The following is an 18944-nucleotide window of genomic DNA, read 5'->3' as shown; positions in this document are numbered from 1 at the left end:
AACCCGGAATCCAGAGGTTGTGGAACGATAAGGCTGAACAGCTCGAGATTCCGGGTTCGCCCACTTCGTGAGCGCCCCGGAATGACGACGGGGCGGGCTTACGGCTTCGCCGGATGGATGAACGGCCAGGGACTGGCTTCGCTGTCACGCGGGACGTCGATGGCGATCAGTTGCGGGCCGCCGGCGGCGAGCGCTTTTTCCAGCGCGGGGCGGAAGTGGTCGGGCGAGGTGACGCGCGCCGCGCCGACGCCGAACGACTCGGCGAGCTTGACGAAATCCGGATTGACCAGATCGGAGGCCACCACGCGGCCGTCGAACAGATTGACCTGGTCGCGGCGGACGTTGCCGTAGGCGGAATTGTCGAACACCAGCGTCACCACGCCGATGTTGTACTGAACCGCGGTGGCGAGCTCCTGCACGCCGAACATGAAGCCGCCGTCGCCGGTGATCGCCACCACCGGTTTGTCAGGGTAGGCGACCTTGGCGCCGAGCGCGGTCGGGAAGCCGGAGCCGAGCGTGCCCTGATAGCCGGAGGTGAGGAAGGTGCGCGGTCGATAGATCGGGAAGCCGTACCAGGAGGCGAAGCCGACCTGCGACAGCTCGTCGGTGACGATCGCATCGTCCGGCAGCACCTCGCGCAGGATCTTCAAGTAAGACATCTGCGGCTGGATCGCCTGGATCGCCTCGTTGGTCTTCGCGGTGGCGGCGCGGATTTCGTCGCGGCGGCCCTTGGTCTTGCTGATGCCGGCCTTGCTCACCGCATCGGCCAGTGCGCGGGCGCCGGCTTTCGAATCCGACACGATCGCCGCGTCGGGCGCGAACCGCCGCATCTCGGCCGGATCGATGTCGATGCGCACCGACTTCAACCCCTCGGGGCGGAACGGCCAGCGGAAGGTGGTCGGCAGCTCCATCCGGGTGCCGATGCCGATGATCAGGTCGGTCTGCGGCCACAGCTGATAGGCGGCCGCGAAGGTGAGGCCAAGTTCGTGTCGGTTGCTGACGATGCCGCGGCCGGAGCGGAACGCCACCACCGGCGCGTCGATCATCTCGGCGAGTTCGAGGATCTCGTCGCCGGCCTCCAGTGCGCCGGCGCCGACGAAGATCATCGGCCGCTTGCTCGCCGCGATCAGCTTCGCCGCGGCGGCGACGCGATCCGGATCAGGCGCAGGCGGTGCGATCAGATCGAGCTTCTGCGCGGCACCGGTTTCGGTCGCCTGCGTGAACACATCCCACGGCATCTCCAGCGCCACCGGGCCGCGGCGTCCACTCATCATCTCCTGAAATGCGCGCGCCACCAGCGCCGGCGCGTTGCCCGGATATTCGATGCGCTCGGCCCATTTGATGAAGCTGCGTAGCGTCGCCAGTTGATCCGGCATCTCGTGCAGATGGCCGCGGCCCTTGCCGAGATACGCGCTCGGCACCTGGCCGGTGAGGCACATCACCGGCTCGTTGCAGCCGAACGCGGTGAGCAGCGCCGCGGAGGCGTTCAGCACGCCGGGACCGGGGACGACGCTGAACACGCCGGGCTTGCCGGACGCGCGGGCGTAGCCGAACGCCATGTAGCCGCAGGCCTGCTCGTGCCGCGCGCCGATCACTTTCAGCTGCGATTTGGCGAAGCCGTCGAACAGGCCGTAGATCTGCGCTCCGGGCAGGCCGAACACGGTGTCGACGTCGTGCGCGACGAGGCCCTGCACGATGGCTTCGCCGCCGGTCATGATGCTCATCTGGATATCCACTGCTTGCTGGAAGAATTACTCGGCTTCGTCGATCACACCGTTGCGCAATGTGCCGATGCCGTCGGCCTCGACCTCGATGATGTCGCCGGGCTTCAGATACACCGGCGGCTCGGCGCGCGCGCCGGCACCGGCTGGCGTGCCGGTGACGATCAGGTCGCCCGGCACCAGCGTGGTAAAGGTCGAGATATAGGCGATCAGATAGCGGAAGCTGAAGATCATCCGCGAGGTGCGGTCGTCCTGCCGCGTCTCGCCGTTGACGCGCGTCGTCAGCCGGATGTCGGCGATCTGCGATTCATCGGTGTAAGGCACCAGCCACGGCCCCAAGCTTCCGGTATGGTCGAAGTTCTTGCCCTGGGTAACGTTGAACTTAGCGTGGCGCACCCAGTCACGGATCGTGCCCTCGTTGCACAGCGTGATCGCCGCGACGTGGTTCAGCGCGTCGGCTTCCTTGATGTGGCGGCCGCCCTGGCCGATCACCAGCGTCAGCTCGCCCTCATAGTCGAGCAGCTTCGACGCTCTCGGCCGCACCAGCGGCGCGCCGTGGCCGACGAAGGAGCGCGGCGTGCGCATGAACATCGAGGGGAATTTCGGCGCCTCGCTGCCATCTTTGTATTCGGCGTTGCGGTCCGGATAGTTGACGCCGACGCAGATGATCTTTTCCGGCTGCGGGATCGGCGGCTGAAGCTTCACCGCGTCGCGGGCGAAGTCCGGCGCGGTATGGTCGGCCTCATCGACGATCCGCTGCAGCGCACCGGCCGCGATCACCTCGCGCAGGGTCGGATAATCGTTGGCATGGCGGGCCGACAGATCGACCACCCCATGATCACACACCGCGCCGTAGCGGGTGAGGCCGTTGACGGTGAAGGTGGCAAGGCGAGGGGTGGGCATGGTGATCAACCTTTGATGCCGTCATTCCGGGGCGCGCCGTCAGGCGCGAACCCGGAATCCCGAGGTGCTCTGAACTTCTGGATTCCGGGTTCGCTCGCTTTCGCGAGCGCCCCGGAATGACGAGTTTCATGGTTCGAGTGTGCGCATCCGAGGTTCAATCCGCAATCACCACATCGGCTACGAAGGCCGGCTCGCGGACCTCCTGGCCGAGGAACGGCGAGCCCTGTTCGAACCAGGAGCGCGGCGCAGGCGCTCCCCACAGCGTCTGGCGGCGCGGGTCGCGGAGCGACCAGCGGAGCGGCTCGTGGTCCTGGTCCATGGTCTGGTAGTCGCTGCAATACAGCTCGATGCGGTGGCCGTCCGGATCGCGGACGTAGAGGAAGAACGCATTCGAGATGCCGTGGCGGCCGGGGCCGCGTTCGAGAGCAAACCCGCTCGACGCCATCACGTCGCAGAGGTGGATGATGTTGAGCGGCCCGGGCACCCAATAGGCGAAATGGTGCAGCCGCGGGCCGCGGCCGTTGGTCAGCGCGAAATCATGGACGTTGCCCTTGCGGTGCATCCATGCTGCGGCAATGCGGTCGCCGTCGCCGTCTTCTTCGGCGTATTCGGTAAGGCGAAAGCCGAGCCTTGCGTAGAATTCAATGGTGTCCTGAGTCTCGGCGGCAAACACATTGAAATGGTCGAGTCGCTGCGGATGGCAGCCCTTATAGCGCTCGTAGCGCCGCAGCAGATGCGGCCGCTTGTCCATCGTCGCATAGAGTTCGAGCCGATAACCGAACGGATCGGTCACATGCAGGGTGCGGCCCTGGAATGGCCGGTCGACGAAGCTGTAGATCAGCCCGTTCTCGGCGAAGAAGCTGCCCGCCTTGTCGAGATCGTCTTCGTTGCCGACCTTGAAGCCGAGCCGTGCCGCAGCGGGCGCGTCCGCCTTGCGCAGCACCAGCGAATGATGCTGATGCTCCTCACAGCCGCGCAGATAAGCGGTGGCGTCGTCGCGGTCTTCGACATGCAGACCGATGATCTTGTCGTAAAACTCGACGCTCTTGTTCAGATCGACGACGTCGAGCACCACATGGCTGGCGCGGACGATGTTGAACGGCGGATCAAACACGTGTTGCGGCACCGGCATTGGCGAGGTCCCCAGTACTGGATGTTAGTTTTGCAACGTCATTCCGGGGCGCGCCGTCAGGCGCGAACCCGGAATCCCGAGATCGTGGAAATGAACTGTGCTCGCGGCGAGATTCCGGGTTCGCTCGCTGGTGCGAGCGCCCCGGAATGACTCGGGGAGAGGCTTCGCACTACACCGCCCCCAGCTTCTGAATCTTGTGTGTGCCGCGGGCCAGCGAGACGTGCTTGGTCTCCATGTAGAACTCGAACGAGTAGTCGCCGCCGTCGCGGCCGATGCCGGACTGCTTCATGCCGCCGAACGGGGTCGGCAGATGGCGGACGTTTTCCGAGTTCAGCCAGATCATGCCGGCTTCGAGCGCATCGGCGACGCGCAAGGCGCGGCCCATGTCGCTGGTCCAGACATAGCCGGTGAGTCCGTAGCGGACGTCGTTGGCGATTTGGATCGCCTCCGGTTCATCCTTGAAAGGGATCACGGTCAGGAACGGGCCGAACACCTCGTCCTGTGCCACCTGCATGTCGCTGCGCGCATTCGTCACCAGCGTCGGCTGCACGTAGTGGCCGCCGCCCGGGCCGTCGTGCGGCGCACCGCCGACCGCGATGGTGGCGCCGTCTTTCCGGGCGACGTCGACATAGGAGCAGACCTTGTCGAGATGGCGCTGATGGATCAGCGGGCCGACCTCGGTGGCCGGATCGAGCGGGTGGCCGACCTTGAGCGCGCGAACCCGGGCGGCCAGCTTGTCGATAAATTTGTCAGCCATCGAAGCCTGTACCAGCAGCCGGCTCGACGACGTGCAGCGCTCGCCGTTGAGCGAGTAGATCATGAATACCACGGCATCGAGCGCACGATCGAGATCGGCGTCGTCGAACACGATCACCGGATTCTTGCCGCCGAGTTCGAAGTGCACGCGCTTCAGCGTCGGTGCGCCCTGCGCCATGATCGCCGCGCCGGTCGCGGTTTCGCCGACGAAGGCGATTGCCTTGATCGCCGGATGTTCTGTCAGCGCCTTGCCGGCTTCTTCGCCGAAGCCGTGCACGGTGTTGAGCACGCCGTCGGGCAGGCCCGCGTCCTTGCAGATCCGCGCCAGCATGTCGGCCGTCACCGGCGACCATTCGGCGGGCTTATGCACCACGGTGCAGCCGGCCGCGAGCGCAGGGGCGATCTTCCAGGTCGACAGCATGAACGGCGTATTCCACGGCGTGATTACGCCCACCGGTCCGATCGGCACCCGGGTCGAGACGTTCCAATGCTCCTCGCTCGGCGTGTTGAGCCCGTCGCGCGCCTCTGTGCATTTATCGGCGAAGAACCGGAAGTTCTCGGCGGCGCGGATCGCGGCCTTGGCCATGAAGCGATGCGCCTGACCGGTGTCGATGCATTCCAGCACGGCAATATCGTCGGCGCGCGCCTCGATCGCATCGGCGATCGCGTGCAACAGTTTGCGCCGCTTGACCGGCGCCATGTCGCGCCACGCCGGAAACGCCGCCTTGGCGGCTTTGGCGGCGCGGTCGATGTCCGCCGCCGTGCCGCGCGCCACTTGCGCCAGCACCGTATTGTCGATCGGGGAGGCCGTCTCGAACACTTCGCCGGATGAAGCCGCGACGATCTCGCCGCCGATCAGATGGCCGATGCCATCGGCCTTGAGCTGCTTCAGCAGCGGCGCCGCGCGGTCGAGATTGGCCTGAAATCCGGAAGAGTTCGTGGCGGCATCAGCCATGGCGGGCCTCGGCGATCAAGAGGTCGTGGATCGAGTTGCGCTTCCAGCTCGTCTCCTTGTCGTTGACCACCATGTCGAACGACAGTGCGAAGCCCTCGTCGCCGAACAGCGGATCGAGATAGTGCGAGAGCTGGGCGAAGATGTGGTCGCCGGCGCGTTTGCGCGCCGCAAGGTCGCGGCCTTCGCCGAGCCGCAGCAGCATCGCCATGAAGCCAAAGCCGGGCCGGCCGTCGGCAATCGCGTAGTGCTCGCATCGGATCGCGCGGACCCGCACCCCGCCGACAGGGAAGATCCCGGTCTCGATCGCGGTGCTGCGAACCAGTTCGACGACTTCGGCGATGTCGAGCTTGTCGTCGAGATTGGCGGAATATTCGATGGTGAAATGTGGCATGGATCCCTCGCTTCGGTCGCTTCAGCCGAAGTAACAACTCACGGTGCCGTAAGGACCGTAGTCGGCCTGGATCGTATCACCCTTCGCGGTCTCGATGGCACGGATGAACGAGCCGGCCAGCACGATCTGGCCCGGCTCCAGTGCCAGGCCCTGCGGTGCGATCTTGTTGGCGAGCCACGCCACCGCCGTCGCCGGATGGTTGAGCACGCCGGCGGCGAGCCCGGTCTCTTCGAGCTGGCCGTTCTTATAGGTCAGCGCGCCGATCCAGCGCAGGTCGGTGTCCAGCGGACGGATCGGCCGGCCGCCGAGCACGATGCCGGCATTCGCCGCATTGTCGGCGATGGTGTCGTAGATCTTGCGCGTCGCCTTGGTCTCGGGATCGACGCGTTGCACCCGGGTATCGAGGATCTCCAGCGCCGGCACCACGAAATCGGTGGCGTTCAGCACGTCGAAGATCGTGCAATGCGGCCCGGCGAGGCGGTGCTTGATGACGAAGGCCAGCTCGGACTCGACCCGCGTTGCGATGAAGCGGTCGGTGGGGACAATGCCGCCATCGTCGAAAAACATGTCGTCGAGCAGGATGCCGCTGTCAGGCTCGCCGATGCCGAGCTGGCTCTGCATCGCCTTCGAGGTCAGCCCGATCTTGTGGCCGCGCACGCGGCGGCCCGCAGCTTGCTTGATCTCGATCCAAGCAGCCTGGATTGCGTAGGCGTCGGGAATCGTGATCGCCGGATGATCCAGCGATAGCTGGCGGATCTGCACCTTGGTTTTCTCGGCCTGGTCCAGCCGCTCGACTGCGGCGCGGATGTCGTCGTTCGAAAGCGCCATCGTCGCTCCAGCGAAAATCGTTTCATCCCCGCGCGGTCCATTCAACAAAACCGTCGCGCGGCAGATGATTAACATGTTAAACGATCGCACTCAAACCGAAACCGCTTCTGTTGCGATGCAAAAATCTCCGCCACCGTCATTGCGAGCGAAGCGAAGCAATCCAGCCGCGCGCCCCAAAGCTGGATTGCTTCGGCGCGAAGCGCCTCGCAATGACGGGGATGGGAAAGCTCAGACCAAAGAGCCGCCGATGCGCGAATTCTCGCGCTCGCTGCCGATGCTGCTGCTGCGCAGCCGCGAGGCGGTGATGCGGCACTTCCGGCCGCTGCTGCGCGCTCACGGGCTCAGCGAGCAGCAATGGCGTATCCTGCGTGCGCTCACGGCGGTCGATGCGATCGAAGTCACCGAGCTGGCGCACAACGCCTTCCTGCTTGGTCCGAGCCTGTCACGGATGCTGCGTGATCTCGAAACGCGCAAGCTGGTGGCGCGCAAGCTCGCGAAGGATGATCAGCGCCGCAACATGGTGTCGATCACCGCCAAGGGGCTGAAGCTGATCGAGACGGTGGCGCCGTTTTCGGAAGCCATCTACGCCGAGATCACGCGGCGGACCGGCGGCACCAGGCTCGCCGAGCTGCAGGAATTGCTGCGCGAGCTGGAGGCGAGCCTGATGGCGATGCCGGTGCGCCATGCCGGGAGCGCGGTGGACAGCGATCCGGAATTTCGCTCAACTCGCGGCGGCAAAGTTCGACCGCAGGCGAAGGCCGCGGCGCCGGGAGGAGACGAGGAATGACGCAGCAGCCCATGACCGCTGGCCGCAGGAGTGCGCCGACATGGTGACGGTGCAGGTCGATCGCTTGATCGATTTCGTCGCCCAGGTGTTCGAACGCGCCGGCTCGTCGAAGGAAGAGGCGCGGCGGATCGGCTGTTATCTCACCACCGCCAATCTCACCGGCCACGACAGTCATGGCGTCATCCGCGTGCCGGTGTATATCCGCTGGCGCAACGCCGGTGCGGTGCATCCTGACCAGACCGTCGACGTCCCGGTCGATCTGCCGTCGCTGGCGGTGGTCGACGGCAAGTTCGGCTATGGCCAGACGGTCGGCCCGCAGGCGGTGCGGATCGGCATCGACAAGTGCAAGACGCAAGGGCTGTCGGCGGTCGCGCTGAAGAACGCCGGCCATATCGGCCGGATCGGCGATTGGGCAGAGATGGCGGCGGCCGAAGGCTTGGTGTCGATCCACTTCGTCACGGCGGCGGGCTCGATCCTGGTTGCGCCGTTCGGCGGCGTCGAACGCCGGTTGTCCACGGCGCCGTATTGCGTCGGCATCCCGCGCCCCGACGCGCCGCCGGTGGTGCTCGATCTCGCTACCTCGATCGTTGCCGAGGGCAAGGTGCTGGTCGCGGCGCGCGGCGGCAAGAAGCTGCCGCAAGGTGCGCTGATCAATGCCGACGGTTCTTTGAGTGAAGATCCGGCGACGTTGTATGGCCCGCACGAGAAGGACGGCCCGATCAACCACGCCAATGGCTCAGGGGCGATCCGCGCCTTCGGCGAGCACAAGGGCTCGGGGCTGGCGCTGATCTGCGAGCTGCTGGGCGGCGCGCTCACCGGCAACGGTGCGACCGGTCCGAACCGGCCATTCGCCAACGGCATGTTCTCGATCTACGTCGATCCCAAGCGGATCGATCCGGCGCATGTCTTCGATGCCGAAGTCACCCGCTACATCGACTTCTTCAAGAGTTCAAAAACCGTTGCCGGCGTCGATCAGGTGCTGATCCCCGGAGATCCCGAAACCGCCACCCGCGCCGAGCGCACCAAGAACGGTGTCCCGCTTCCGGATGATACCTGGGCCGCGATCGTCGCGACCGCTCGCGAAGTCGGCGTCGACGAAACCGCGATCCAGGCGGCGACGGCGTGAGATTTCCGTCATTGCGAGCGAAGCGAAGCAATCCAGAGGCCATGAACGCAGCGCTGGATTGCTTCGTCGCTTCGCTCCTCGCAATGACGGGGCGACGATTTCAGTAAGTAACAACCGCTGGGGCAGGAAAGAACGACATGGCAAACAAAGTCAAACAACTCTGGGCCGACGGCAAAGTCGTGGTCAATGGCTGGCTGGCGATTCCGTCGGGGTTCTCGGCCGAGGTGATGGCGCAGTGCGGGTTCGACAGCGTCACGGTCGATATCCAGCACGGCGTGCAAGATTATCAGTCGATGGTCACCTGCTTCCAGGGCATGCAGGCGCACCCGGTGACGCCGATGGTGCGGGTGCCGTGGAACGAGCCGGGCATCATCGGCAAGGTGCTGGACGGCGGCGCCTACGGGGTGATCTGCCCGATGGTCAACACCAAGGAAGAAGCCGAAAACTTCGTCCAGTATTGCAAGTACCCGCCGCGCGGCACCCGCAGCAACGGTCCGATCCGCGCCGGACTGTACGGCTCGTCGGGCAACTATCAGGCGACTGCGAACGACGAGACGCTGTGCATCCCGATGATCGAGACCCGCACCGCTGTCGAAAACATGGAAGCGATCCTCGATGTCGAGGGCATTGCCGGCGTCTATATCGGCCCGTCCGATCTTGGCTTCTCTTATGGTCTGGTGCCGAAGCTCGACCGTGACGAGCCGGAGATCCTGAAGATCTACGACAAGCTGCTGAAGGAATGCGACAAGCGTGGCATCTATCCAGGCATCCACTGCTCCGGCCCCGAAGGTGCCGCGCGCAACATCGCGCTCGGCTTCAAGCTGGTGACGCTGCTCAACGACAGCGGCATCATGGCGATCGGCGCGCGGAGCTGGGTCGCCGAGACGCGGAAGAATTCGGGCGGGAAGGCGTAAGGGCCGCCGCCTTCAATCCCCACTCACCGTCATCCTCCGCGAAAGCGGAGGATCCCGTATTCCAGCGCATTGGTGTTCGGTCGCAAACGCTCTGGGATACTGGGTCGCCCGCCTTCGCGGGCGATGACAGCAGTGTGTGAGGGGCCAGACGCCTTCCGCTTGTGCACCCCTTGCCCTTTGTTAGCGCTTGATCGCCCCGAGTTCCGGTGTTCTGCTCAAATTCAATGCCGGAGCTGCCCTCGTGTCGATCTATGTCGCCCTTCATCACGTCACGCATTACAAATACGACCGACCGGTCGACATCGGCCCCCAGACCATCCGGCTGCGTCCGGCGCCGCATACGCGGACGCCGATTCTGTCGTATTCGCTGAAGGTCACGCCGGCGAACCACTTCATCAACTGGCAGCAGGACCCGCAGGGCAATTGGCTGGCGCGGTTCGTGTTTCCGGAGAAGGCCGACGAACTCAAGATCGAGGTCGATTTCACCGCGGCGATGACGGTGATCAACCCGTTCGACTTCTTCGTCGAAAGTTATGCCGAGAGCTTCCCGTTCTCATATACCGCCGACTTGCAGCACGAGCTGGCGCCGTATCTGGCGACGATCGAGCCGGGGCCGTTGTTCAAAGCCTATCTCGATTCGATTCCGCGCGAGGCCGAAAGCACGGTCAACTTCCTGGTCGATCTCAACGCCAAACTGCGCGAGCGCATCAACTACATCATCCGGATGGAGCCGGGGGTGCAGACCCCGGAAGAGACGCTCGCCAAGGGCGCCGGCTCGTGCCGCGATTCGGCGTGGCTGCTGATCCAGACGCTGCGGCATCTCGGACTCGCGGCGCGGTTCGTGTCCGGTTACTTGATCCAGCTTCGCCCCGATATCGAGTCGCTCGACGGGCCGAAGGGCGCTGCGCACGACTTCACCGATCTGCACGCCTGGGCCGAAGTGTATCTGCCCGGCGCCGGCTGGGTCGGCTTCGACGTCACGTCGGGATTGCTTGCCGGCGAGGGTCATATCCCGGTCGCCGCCACGCCGCATTATCGCACGGCCGCGCCGATCTCTGGCGTGGTCGGCTTCGCCAATGTCGATTTCAAGTTCGACATGCGGGTCGAGCGCATCCGCGAAGCGCCGCGCATCACCAAGCCGTTCTCCGACGAATCCTGGGCGCGGCTCGATGCGCTCGGCGAAAAGGTCGATGCTGATCTGACCGCGCACGACGTGCGGCTGACGATGGGCGGCGAGCCGACCTTTGTGTCGATCGACGATATGGAATCGCCGGAGTGGAACGTCGCTGCGGTCGGCGGTGCCAAGCGGATGCTGGCCGACGATCTGATCCGGCGCCTGCGCAGCCGGTTTGCGCCGGGCGGCCTTCTCCATTTCGGCCAGGGCAAATGGTACCCGGGCGAAAGCCTGCCGCGCTGGGCGTTCGGTCTATATTGGCGCAAGGACGGCGTGCCGATCTGGAAGAATGCCGATCTGATCGCGCCGGTGGTCGGCCAGCGGCCGGCCAAGGTCGAGGAGGCCGAGCAGTTCGCGATCGGCACGGCCAAACGTCTCGGCATCGACACCGACTACGTGTTGCCAGCCTATGAGGATCCGACCCATTGGCTGCAGAAGGAAGCGACGCTGCCGCCGAACGTCGATCCGCACGACAACAAGCTCGCCGATCCGGAAGAGCGTGCCCGCATGGCGCGGGTGTTCGACACCGGGCTGAACACGCCGCGCGGCTTCGTGCTGCCGATCCAGGCGTGGAATGCGGACGCCGCGTCGGCACAGAAGAAGCGCTGGCGCAGCGAGCGCTGGAAGCTGCGGCGCGGCAATCTGTTTCTTTTGCCGGGCGACTCACCGCTCGGCTTCCGGCTGCCGATCTCGTCGCTGCCGCATATCCCGGAAGACGACTATCCGTACATCGTGCCACGCGATCCGCTCGAGCCGCGTGGTGCACTGCCGCTATTCGCGCCGCCGCCGGCGAACGAAGCCGAGCCCGAGCGCGAGCAGATGGCGGTGTTTGAACAGTCGGCCGGCGAAGCGACCACAAGCCAGCCTGTCGAGGAGCAGAAGCTGCGCAAAGGCGGCGTCCGCACTGCGATGTCGATCGAGTTGCGCGAGGGCGTGCTGTGCGCCTTCATGCCGCCGACCGAGACCATCGAAGATTATCTCGAACTGATCGCCGCGGTCGAAGCCACCGCCGAAGAGATGCAGATCCGCGTCCACATCGAGGGCTATCCGCCGCCTTACGATCCGCGCATCGACGTCATCAAGGTGACGCCAGATCCGGGCGTGATCGAAGTCAACATCCAGCCGGCGCAGAACTGGCGCGAGGCGGTGCGCACCACCTTCGGCCTGTATGATGACGCCGCGCAAGTGCGGCTCGGCGCCAACCGCTTCCTGATCGACGGCCGCCACACCGGCACCGGCGGCGGCAATCATGTCGTGGTCGGTGGCGCCAGCCCTGCGGATTCGCCGTTCCTGCGCCGGCCGGATTTGCTGAAGAGCCTGGTGCTGTTTTGGCAGCGACATCCGTCGCTGTCGTATCTGTTCTCGGGTATGTTCATCGGCCCGACCAGCCAGGCGCCGCGGATCGACGAGGCGCGGCACGATTCGCTGTACGAACTCGAGATCGCGCTGGCTCAGGTGCCGCAGCCGGGGGTGAAGGGCCCGTTGTGGCTCGCCGACCGGCTGTTCCGCAACATCCTGGTCGATATCACCGGCAACACCCATCGCGCCGAGATTTGCATCGACAAGATGTACTCGCCGGATAGTCCGACCGGCCGGCTGGGCCTGGTCGAATTCCGCGCGTTGGAGATGCCGCCCGATCCGCGGATGAGCCTCGCGCAGCAGCTTCTGATCCGGGCACTGATTGCGATGCTGTGGCGCGAGCCGCTGGACGGCAAGTTCGTGCGTTGGGGCACGGCGCTGCACGACCGCTTCATGCTGCCGCACTATTTGTGGGAGGATTTCCGCGACGTGCTCGGCGAGCTGGCGCGCGCCGGTTATGCGTTCGAGCCGGAGTGGTTCACCGCCCAGCTCGAATTTCGCTTTCCGGTGTTCGGCAGCGTGTATCACGGCGGTGTCACATTGGAGCTGCGGCAGGCGCTGGAGCCGTGGCACGTGCTCGGCGAGGAGGGCACCGCCGGCGGCACGGTGCGGTTCGTGGACTCGTCGGTGGAGCGATTGCAGGTCAAGGCAGAAGGCTTCGTCGAAGGCCGCCACGTCATCACCTGCAACGGCCGCCGGCTGCCGATGACGCCGACCGCGCGGGCCGGCGAGGCGGTGGCGGCGGTGCGGTTCAAGGCGTGGCAGCCGGCCTCCGGGCTGCATCCGACCATTCCGGTGCACGCGCCGCTGGTGTTCGACATCGTCGACACCTGGAATGGCCGCTCGCTCGGCGGCTGCGTCTATCACGTCGCCCATCCGGGCGGACGGGCCTATGAGACCAAGCCGGTGAACTCGTACGAAGCCGAGGCGCGGCGGCTGGCGCGGTTCCAGGATCACGGCCACACCCCGGGGCGGATCGATCCGCCGCAGGAAGAACGCACACTTGAATTCCCGCTGACCCTCGACTTGCGCACGCCGCTGCTGCATTGAATCATTCCGTATGGGGGATGAGACAATGGCGCAGCAAGGCGGCCCGGCCCGGAAGGCTCGACCGCGCGACCGCAAGGTTGCGCAGTGGAGCCGCGACTACGTGCGCCTGCCCGGCATCCCCGACGAATTCATCGGTGCGGACGGCCAGCCGCGCGCGGTGTGGAGTCGTTATTTCGACGCGTTCGCAGCTCTCTCCGCCGACGAGATCGAGCGCCGCTTCGCCGCCGCCGACCGGCACTTGCGCGATGCCGGTGTCACTTATCGGGCGCCGGGCGACGCCGCCGATCGGGCCTGGCCGCTCAGCCATGTGCCGCTGCTGATCGGTGAAAGCGAGTGGCAGCAGATCGCCGCCGGCATCGCCCAGCGCGCGACGCTGCTCGAAGGCGTGCTGCAGGACATCTACGGCCAAGGCTCGCTGATCGCCGATGGCGCGCTGCCGGCCGCCGCGATTGCCGGCAGCGCCGATTACTTGCGGCCGATGGTCGGCGTCAAACCGCCGGGTGGCCGCTATCTGCATTTCTACGCCGCCGACATCGGCCGCGGCCCGGATGGGCAATGGTGGGTGCTGGGCGATCGCACCCAGGCGCCGTCGGGCGCCGGCTATGCGCTGGAAAACCGGCTGGTGCTGTCGCGCGCCTTCAACGATCTCTACAAATCGATGAATGTCGAGCGCGTCGCCTCGTTCTTCGAGGCGTTCCGCGACAGCCTGCGCGCCACCGCCGATCGCGACGAGCCGCGCATCGGGCTGCTGACGCCGGGCCGGTTCAGCGAGACTTACTTCGAGCACGCCACGCTGGCGCGCTATCTCGGCTTCCTGCTGGTTGAAGGCGATGACCTCGCGGTCGCCGACGATCGTCTGCACATCCGCACCGTCGCCGGCCTGAAGCGGATCGACGTGCTGCTGCGCCGTGTGGATGCCAATTCGCTCGATCCGCTGGAGCTCGACGCTTCATCGCAGCTCGGCGTTGCCGGCCTGATTGATGTTATCCGCAAGAGCGGCGTCGTGGTCGCCAACATGCCGGGCTCCGGCGTGCTCGAAGCGCGCTCGCTGCTCGGCTTCCTGCCGCCGCTGGCGCGCCGGCTGCTCGGCGAAGACCTCAAGATGCCGCACATCGCCACCTGGTGGTGCGGCCAGACGGCCGCGCGCGAAGAAGTGCTCGACCGGCTCGACGAGTTCGTGATCGAAGGCGCGTACGGTCAGAGCGTGCCGGGCTTCTCGCATCATGGCCCGGTGCTGCCCGGCGAATTGCCGCCGGTGGTGCGCGATCATCTGCGCGACGCGATTGCGGCGCGCGGCCTCGACTACGTGGCGCAGGAGCAGGTCCGGCTGTCGACCACGCCAGTGTGGGACGACGGCAAGCTGGCGCCGCGGCCGTTCGTGCTGCGCGTGTTCGCCGCCGCCACTGAAAACGGCTGGGCGGTGATGCCCGGCGGGTTCTGCCGGATCGCCGACCGGCTCGACTCGCGCGCCGTGTCGATGGGCGAGGGCGCCCGCGCCGCCGACGTCTGGGTGGTGGCCGATCATGCGGTGGCGCCGTCGTCGCTGCTCCCCGCCGTCGACAGCGTCCGCATCCGCCGCATCACCGGCGTGCTGCCGAGCCGCGCTGCCGACAATCTGTTCTGGCTCGGCCGCTATCTCGAACGCGCCGAGGCGACGCTGCGGCTGCTGCGCGCGCTCAGCGCGCCGCAGCGCGATCCCGGCAAGGGTCCGCTGCACCATGCGATCGAGAAGATCCAGCGATTACTGATCGCCTGGGGGGCGACCTCGCTCGGCCCGCGGGCGCAGACCGCCAAGATCGCCGCGGACGCGCTGCAGAGCCCGGATGACTTCGGCTCGGCGCTGTCGCTGATCCGCGCCGCCCAGCGCAACGCTTCGTCGCTGCGCGAGCGGCTGTCGCCGGATGCCTGGCACGTCATCACCCAGATGGAAGCGCGCCTCGCCGTGCCGGTCGAGGGCGAAGAGGCGGTGGTCCAGGCGGCGGAGGTCGCGCTGCAGGAGCTGGCGAGTTTCTCCGGCCTGTCGAACGAAAACATGAACCGCGCCGCTGGCTGGCGCTTCCTGCGGATCGGCCGCCGCGTCGAGCGCGCCGTCAACACCGCGCGGTTCGCCCGGCAGTTCTCCTGCGACGGTGCCACCGCCGAAGATCTCGATGTGCTGCTGACGCTGGTGGATTCGCAGATCACCTATCGGTCGCGCTACCTGCTGGCGCCGCTGCTCGCCCCGGTGCGCGATCTTGCCGTGCTCGACCCGTACAATCCGCGCTCGGTGGCGTTCCAGGTCGAAGAGCTCAACGACCACATCGCCAGCCTGCCGGCGCTGCATGAAGGCGGACTGATCGAGCGACCGCAGCGGCTGGCGGTCTCCACTTTGGCCAAGCTGACCGCGGCCGAAGCCGAGACCATCGACGCGTCGTGGCTGTTCGCGCTGGAGCAGGATCTGCTCAGCCTCGCCGAGGCGGTCGGGGCGCACTACTTCCCGCACGGCGCCAGCGCGATGCGGCCGGAAAAGCTGACGGGGCTGGCGTGATCTACGACATTCGCCACGTCACGACTTATTCCTACGGCAGCCAGGTGAGTTTCGCCCGCTGCTCGCTGCGGCTGAAGCCGATCTCCGAGCCCGGCCAGTCGCTGCTGTCGCATGCGATCGAGATCAAGCCGCGGCCGGCGGCCCGCACTGCCCGTACCGACTTCTTCGGCACGGTGACCGAGAGCATCGTGATCGAGGCGCCGCATAAGGTTCTGCGGATCGACAGCCGGTCGCGGGTCGAGGTGACGCGGCAGCCGCCGCCGCGCGACTCCGGCAGCCAGCCCTGGGAGCCGGTCCGCGATGCCGCGCTCACCAGCCCGAGCCTGGGTGCGTCCTCGCCGGTCGGCTACGTGTTTGCCAGCCCGCTGGTGCCGATCCTGCCGGCGGTGACCCGCTACGCGGCGCAGAGCTTTCCGCACGGCCGCGGTGTGCTCGCCGGCACCGCCGAGCTGATGCGGCGGATCCGCACCGAATTCCGCTACGACCCCAAGGCGACGGTGATTTCGACTCCTCTGGCGGAAGTGTTCGAGAAGCGCCATGGCGTCTGCCAGGATTTCGCCCATGTGATGATCGCCGGCTTGCGCGGCCTCGGCCTGCCGGCCGCCTATGTCAGCGGTTATTTGCGGACCTATCCGCCCGAGGGGCAGGAGCGGCTGCAGGGCGCCGACGCGACCCATGCCTGGGTGTCGGTGTGGTGCGGCAACGAACTCGGCTGGATCGGCTTCGACCCGACCAACGACCTGTTGGTTGCAACGGATCACATCGTCCTGGCGGTCGGCCGGGACTTCTCGGATGTATCCCCGGTCGACGGCGTCATCGTCGGTTCCCGCCGGCAGAAACTCTCGGTGGCGGTCGACGTTATTCCGGTCGAGTAGCGCACCGGACAGCCGCAGAGCGCCCGCTAGCTGCTCGCGGACCTGCGCAAGCCGAGAATTAGTTCCCGCCAGTTAGTTATCAGTTCACCAGTCCGATGCCTGGTAGCAACCCCAGGGTGGTGCTTAACTCAACGTTCGCGTTTGCTCGTCAACGTGGCCGCGCCTGAGCTTTCGCATTTTCCCAGGAGGAGTTTTCCATGAGCCATAAGATGATCGCCGTGGCGGCGGCCGCCGCCGCGCTGGCGTTCGCTGCTGCTCCGGCGCTGGCCGGCGCCAGCAAGGACGATGCCGTTGCGATGGTCAAAAAGGCCGTCGAGGCGATCAAGGCCGACGGCGCCGAGAAGGCCTATGTGGTGATCAGCGACAAGGCCGGCCCGTTCGTGAAGGACGACCTCTACGTCGTGGTCTATCAGCTCGACGGCAAGGTCCTGGCGCACGGCGCCAACGCAAAGTTTATCGGCAAGGATATGATCGACGCGCAGGACGTCGACGGCAAGCTCTACGTCAAGGAGCGCGTCGAGATGGCCGCCAAGCAGCCGTCGTTCTGGCAGGACTACAAATTCGTCAATCCGGTCAGCAAGAAAGTCGAGCCCAAGGAAATGTACTGCGAACGGCTTGACAACACCGCGGTCTGCGCCGGCGTCTACAAACTGTGACGGCTGCGCGTATCGCCCCCGCTCGCTGCTGAACTGAAATCAGGACGTTGCTGATGGGAAGCTGGATCAAACACCTCGGACTGTCGTGGAAGGTCCAGCTCGCTCCCGCATTCCTCGTTCTGGTGATGATCTGCGTCGGCGCGTTCGCGCTGGTGTCGCTACGCGATAATCAGCAAAACGTCGACAAGCTGGTGTCGGGTCCGGTGCGGCTCTCCGAGCTTGCCTCCGACCTCAACAACGCCGCCTGGACCGCACACGCCAAGCTGTACCGGATGGCGGCGACCGCCGCCAATGAGAGCGATGCGGCCAAGCTCACCAAGGTGATGAAGGAAACCACCGCGGCGTTGGCGCAGATCCCGACCTCGCTCGGCGAAGTCGAGAAGGCGCTCGGCGCTGACGCGGCCAAGCCGCCGTTCCAGAAGCTCAAGGCCGCTGTGGCCGGCTATCAGAAGCAGGCCAGGAACGCGGTCGAGATGGCCGACGGCGACGCCGGCTCGGCTTTGCTGTTCATCAAGAGCGCCGAGAAGAGCTTTACCGATATCGACTCATTGGTCAGCGACCTGATCCTGTCGACCAACGACAGCCGGGATCGCGAGATCGCCCACACCGGCATCGCGCTCGAACGCGAGCAATGGATGCTGGGCGGCATCGTCGCGGCCGCCGCGCTGGTCGGCGTCGCGTTCTCGTTCCTGATCGGCCGCGGTATCGCCCGCCCGGTGGTGGCGATGTCCGGCGCGATGCACGATCTCGCGGCCGGCAATTTCGAGGTGCAGTTGCCGGGGCTGGACCGCGGCGACGAGGTCGGCCAGATGGCCCGCGCCGTCGAGGATTTCAAAGTGCAGGCGGTGGCCAAGGCGGAGCGCGAGCAGGCCGAGCGCCAGCGCCAGGAGCAGATCGCCGCCGAAGCCCGCCGCGCCGAACTGCATCAGCTCGCCGACGGTTTCGAAGCCGCGGTCGGACAGATCGTCGAACAGGTCGGCGTCGCCTCGCAGGCACTGGAGGTCTCCGCCGGCGCGCTCGCCAAGGGCAGCGCCGAGACCCAGCAGCTCGCCACCATGGTGGCGGCAGCCTCATCGCAGACCTCCACCAACGTACAGTCGGTGGCCTCGGCCACCGAGCAGATGTCAGCCTCGGTCGAAGAGATCGGCCGCCAGGTCAGCGAATCGCGCAAGATCGCGGACGAAGCGGTGCAGCAGGCCGAACAGACCGACGCGCGGATCGCCAAGCTGGCGCAGGCCGCCAACCGCATCGGCGACGTCACCCAACTGATCACCACCATCGCCGGCCAGACCAATCTGCTCGCGCTCAACGCCACCATCGAGTCGGCCCGTGCGGGCGAGGCGGGGCGTGGCTTTGCAGTGGTGGCGCAGGAGGTCAAGGCGCTGGCGGAGCAGACCGCGAAAGCCACCGACGAAATCAGCGCGCAGATTGCCGAGATGCAGGCCGCGACCCGGGAGTCGGTGGATGCCATCAAGGAGATTGGCGGCACCATCGGCAAGATCGCGCATATTTCTTCGACCATCGCCGCGTCGGTGGGCGAGCAGGGCAGCGCCACCCAGGAGATCGCCCGCAGCGTGCAGCAGGCCGCGATCGGCACCAATCAGGTTGCGGCCAGCATCGGCAACGTCAATCGCGGCGCCGCCGACACCGGCGCGGCCTCCGACGAGGTGCTGACCTCGGCTCAGTTGCTGTCCCACGAAAACAACCGGCTGCGCGCCGAGGTGGCTAAATTTCTCGCAACCGTGCGGGTCGCCTGACGCGGACGCCTTTGCTACCCTCCGGCCCGAGCT

14 protein-coding genes are annotated in these 18944 nt (G+C 66.2%); 8 read left to right on the top strand and 6 right to left on the bottom strand.

Annotated features, from left to right (window positions below; genetic code table 11):
• Positions 1-98: 98 nt before the first annotated feature.
• From RPPS3_RS19275 to hpaH, 6 genes are all read right to left on the bottom strand, one after another.
• Positions 99-1724, bottom strand: a complete 1626-nt coding sequence (locus tag RPPS3_RS19275) for a thiamine pyrophosphate-dependent enzyme (protein ID WP_107346682.1) — start codon at positions 1722-1724, stop codon at positions 99-101.
• Positions 1725-1751: 27 nt separating this feature from the next.
• Complete coding sequence (locus tag RPPS3_RS19270; RefSeq protein ID WP_107346683.1) at positions 1752-2624, bottom strand: fumarylacetoacetate hydrolase family protein; 873 nt, start codon at positions 2622-2624, stop codon at positions 1752-1754.
• A gap of 154 nt (positions 2625-2778) precedes the next feature.
• Positions 2779-3756, bottom strand: a complete 978-nt coding sequence (hpaD, locus tag RPPS3_RS19265) for a 3,4-dihydroxyphenylacetate 2,3-dioxygenase (RefSeq protein WP_107345502.1) — start codon at positions 3754-3756, stop codon at positions 2779-2781.
• A gap of 169 nt (positions 3757-3925) precedes the next feature.
• A complete protein-coding gene (gene hpaE, locus RPPS3_RS19260; protein ID WP_107345501.1) occupies positions 3926-5467 on the bottom strand; it encodes a 5-carboxymethyl-2-hydroxymuconate semialdehyde dehydrogenase in 1542 nt (513 codons plus the stop codon).
• The gene (locus tag RPPS3_RS19255) at positions 5460-5858 is read right to left on the bottom strand and encodes a 5-carboxymethyl-2-hydroxymuconate Delta-isomerase (protein ID WP_107345500.1); all 399 of its coding nucleotides are present in this window, start codon (positions 5856-5858) and stop codon (positions 5460-5462) included. Before RPPS3_RS19255 ends, hpaE begins: the two co-directional genes overlap by 8 nt.
• 21 nt (positions 5859-5879) lie before the next feature.
• Positions 5880-6686, bottom strand: coding sequence for a 2-oxo-hept-4-ene-1,7-dioate hydratase (gene hpaH, locus RPPS3_RS19250; protein WP_107345499.1), 807 nt, complete (start codon positions 6684-6686; stop codon positions 5880-5882).
• Between hpaH and hpaR the strand changes: the two genes are divergently transcribed.
• The 8 genes from hpaR (at position 6664) to RPPS3_RS19210 (ending at position 18911) form a co-directional block, all read left to right on the top strand.
• Positions 6664-7473 carry a homoprotocatechuate degradation operon regulator HpaR gene (gene hpaR, locus RPPS3_RS19245; RefSeq protein WP_434006762.1) on the top strand — a complete coding sequence of 270 codons (810 nt, stop codon included), beginning with the start codon at positions 6664-6666 and terminating at the stop codon, positions 7471-7473. The genes hpaH and hpaR overlap by 23 nt on opposite strands.
• A 40-nt stretch (positions 7474-7513) precedes the next feature.
• Entirely contained in the window at positions 7514-8599 is a 1086-nt protein-coding gene (locus RPPS3_RS19240) for a malate/lactate/ureidoglycolate dehydrogenase (RefSeq protein ID WP_107345497.1), read from the top strand.
• A 137-nt stretch (positions 8600-8736) separates the two neighbouring features.
• Complete coding sequence (locus tag RPPS3_RS19235) at positions 8737-9513, top strand: HpcH/HpaI aldolase family protein (RefSeq protein WP_107345496.1); 777 nt, start codon at positions 8737-8739, stop codon at positions 9511-9513.
• 241 nt (positions 9514-9754) lie between these two features.
• Positions 9755-13096 carry a DUF2126 domain-containing protein gene (locus RPPS3_RS19230; RefSeq protein WP_107346681.1) on the top strand — a complete coding sequence of 1114 codons (3342 nt, stop codon included), beginning with the start codon at positions 9755-9757 and terminating at the stop codon, positions 13094-13096.
• 25 nt (positions 13097-13121) lie between these two features.
• On the top strand, positions 13122-15623 hold the full coding sequence (locus RPPS3_RS19225) for a circularly permuted type 2 ATP-grasp protein (protein WP_107345495.1): 2502 nt from the start codon (positions 13122-13124) through the stop codon (positions 15621-15623).
• The gene (locus RPPS3_RS19220) at positions 15620-16498 is read left to right on the top strand and encodes a transglutaminase family protein (RefSeq protein ID WP_107345494.1); all 879 of its coding nucleotides are present in this window, start codon (positions 15620-15622) and stop codon (positions 16496-16498) included. The genes RPPS3_RS19225 and RPPS3_RS19220 overlap by 4 nt, the downstream gene beginning before the upstream one ends.
• A 197-nt stretch (positions 16499-16695) precedes the next feature.
• Positions 16696-17154 carry a cache domain-containing protein gene (locus RPPS3_RS19215; RefSeq protein WP_107345493.1) on the top strand — a complete coding sequence of 153 codons (459 nt, stop codon included), beginning with the start codon at positions 16696-16698 and terminating at the stop codon, positions 17152-17154.
• Between the two features lie 53 nt (positions 17155-17207).
• Positions 17208-18911, top strand: a complete 1704-nt coding sequence (locus tag RPPS3_RS19210; protein WP_107345492.1) for a methyl-accepting chemotaxis protein — start codon at positions 17208-17210, stop codon at positions 18909-18911.
• Positions 18912-18944 lie beyond the last annotated feature (33 nt).

The organism is Rhodopseudomonas palustris (assembly GCF_003031265.1).
GTDB lineage: Bacteria > Pseudomonadota > Alphaproteobacteria > Rhizobiales > Xanthobacteraceae > Rhodopseudomonas > Rhodopseudomonas palustris_H.
The sequence above is the reverse complement of the archived record's forward strand: the minus strand, read 5'-3'. Positions and strand labels throughout refer to the sequence as shown.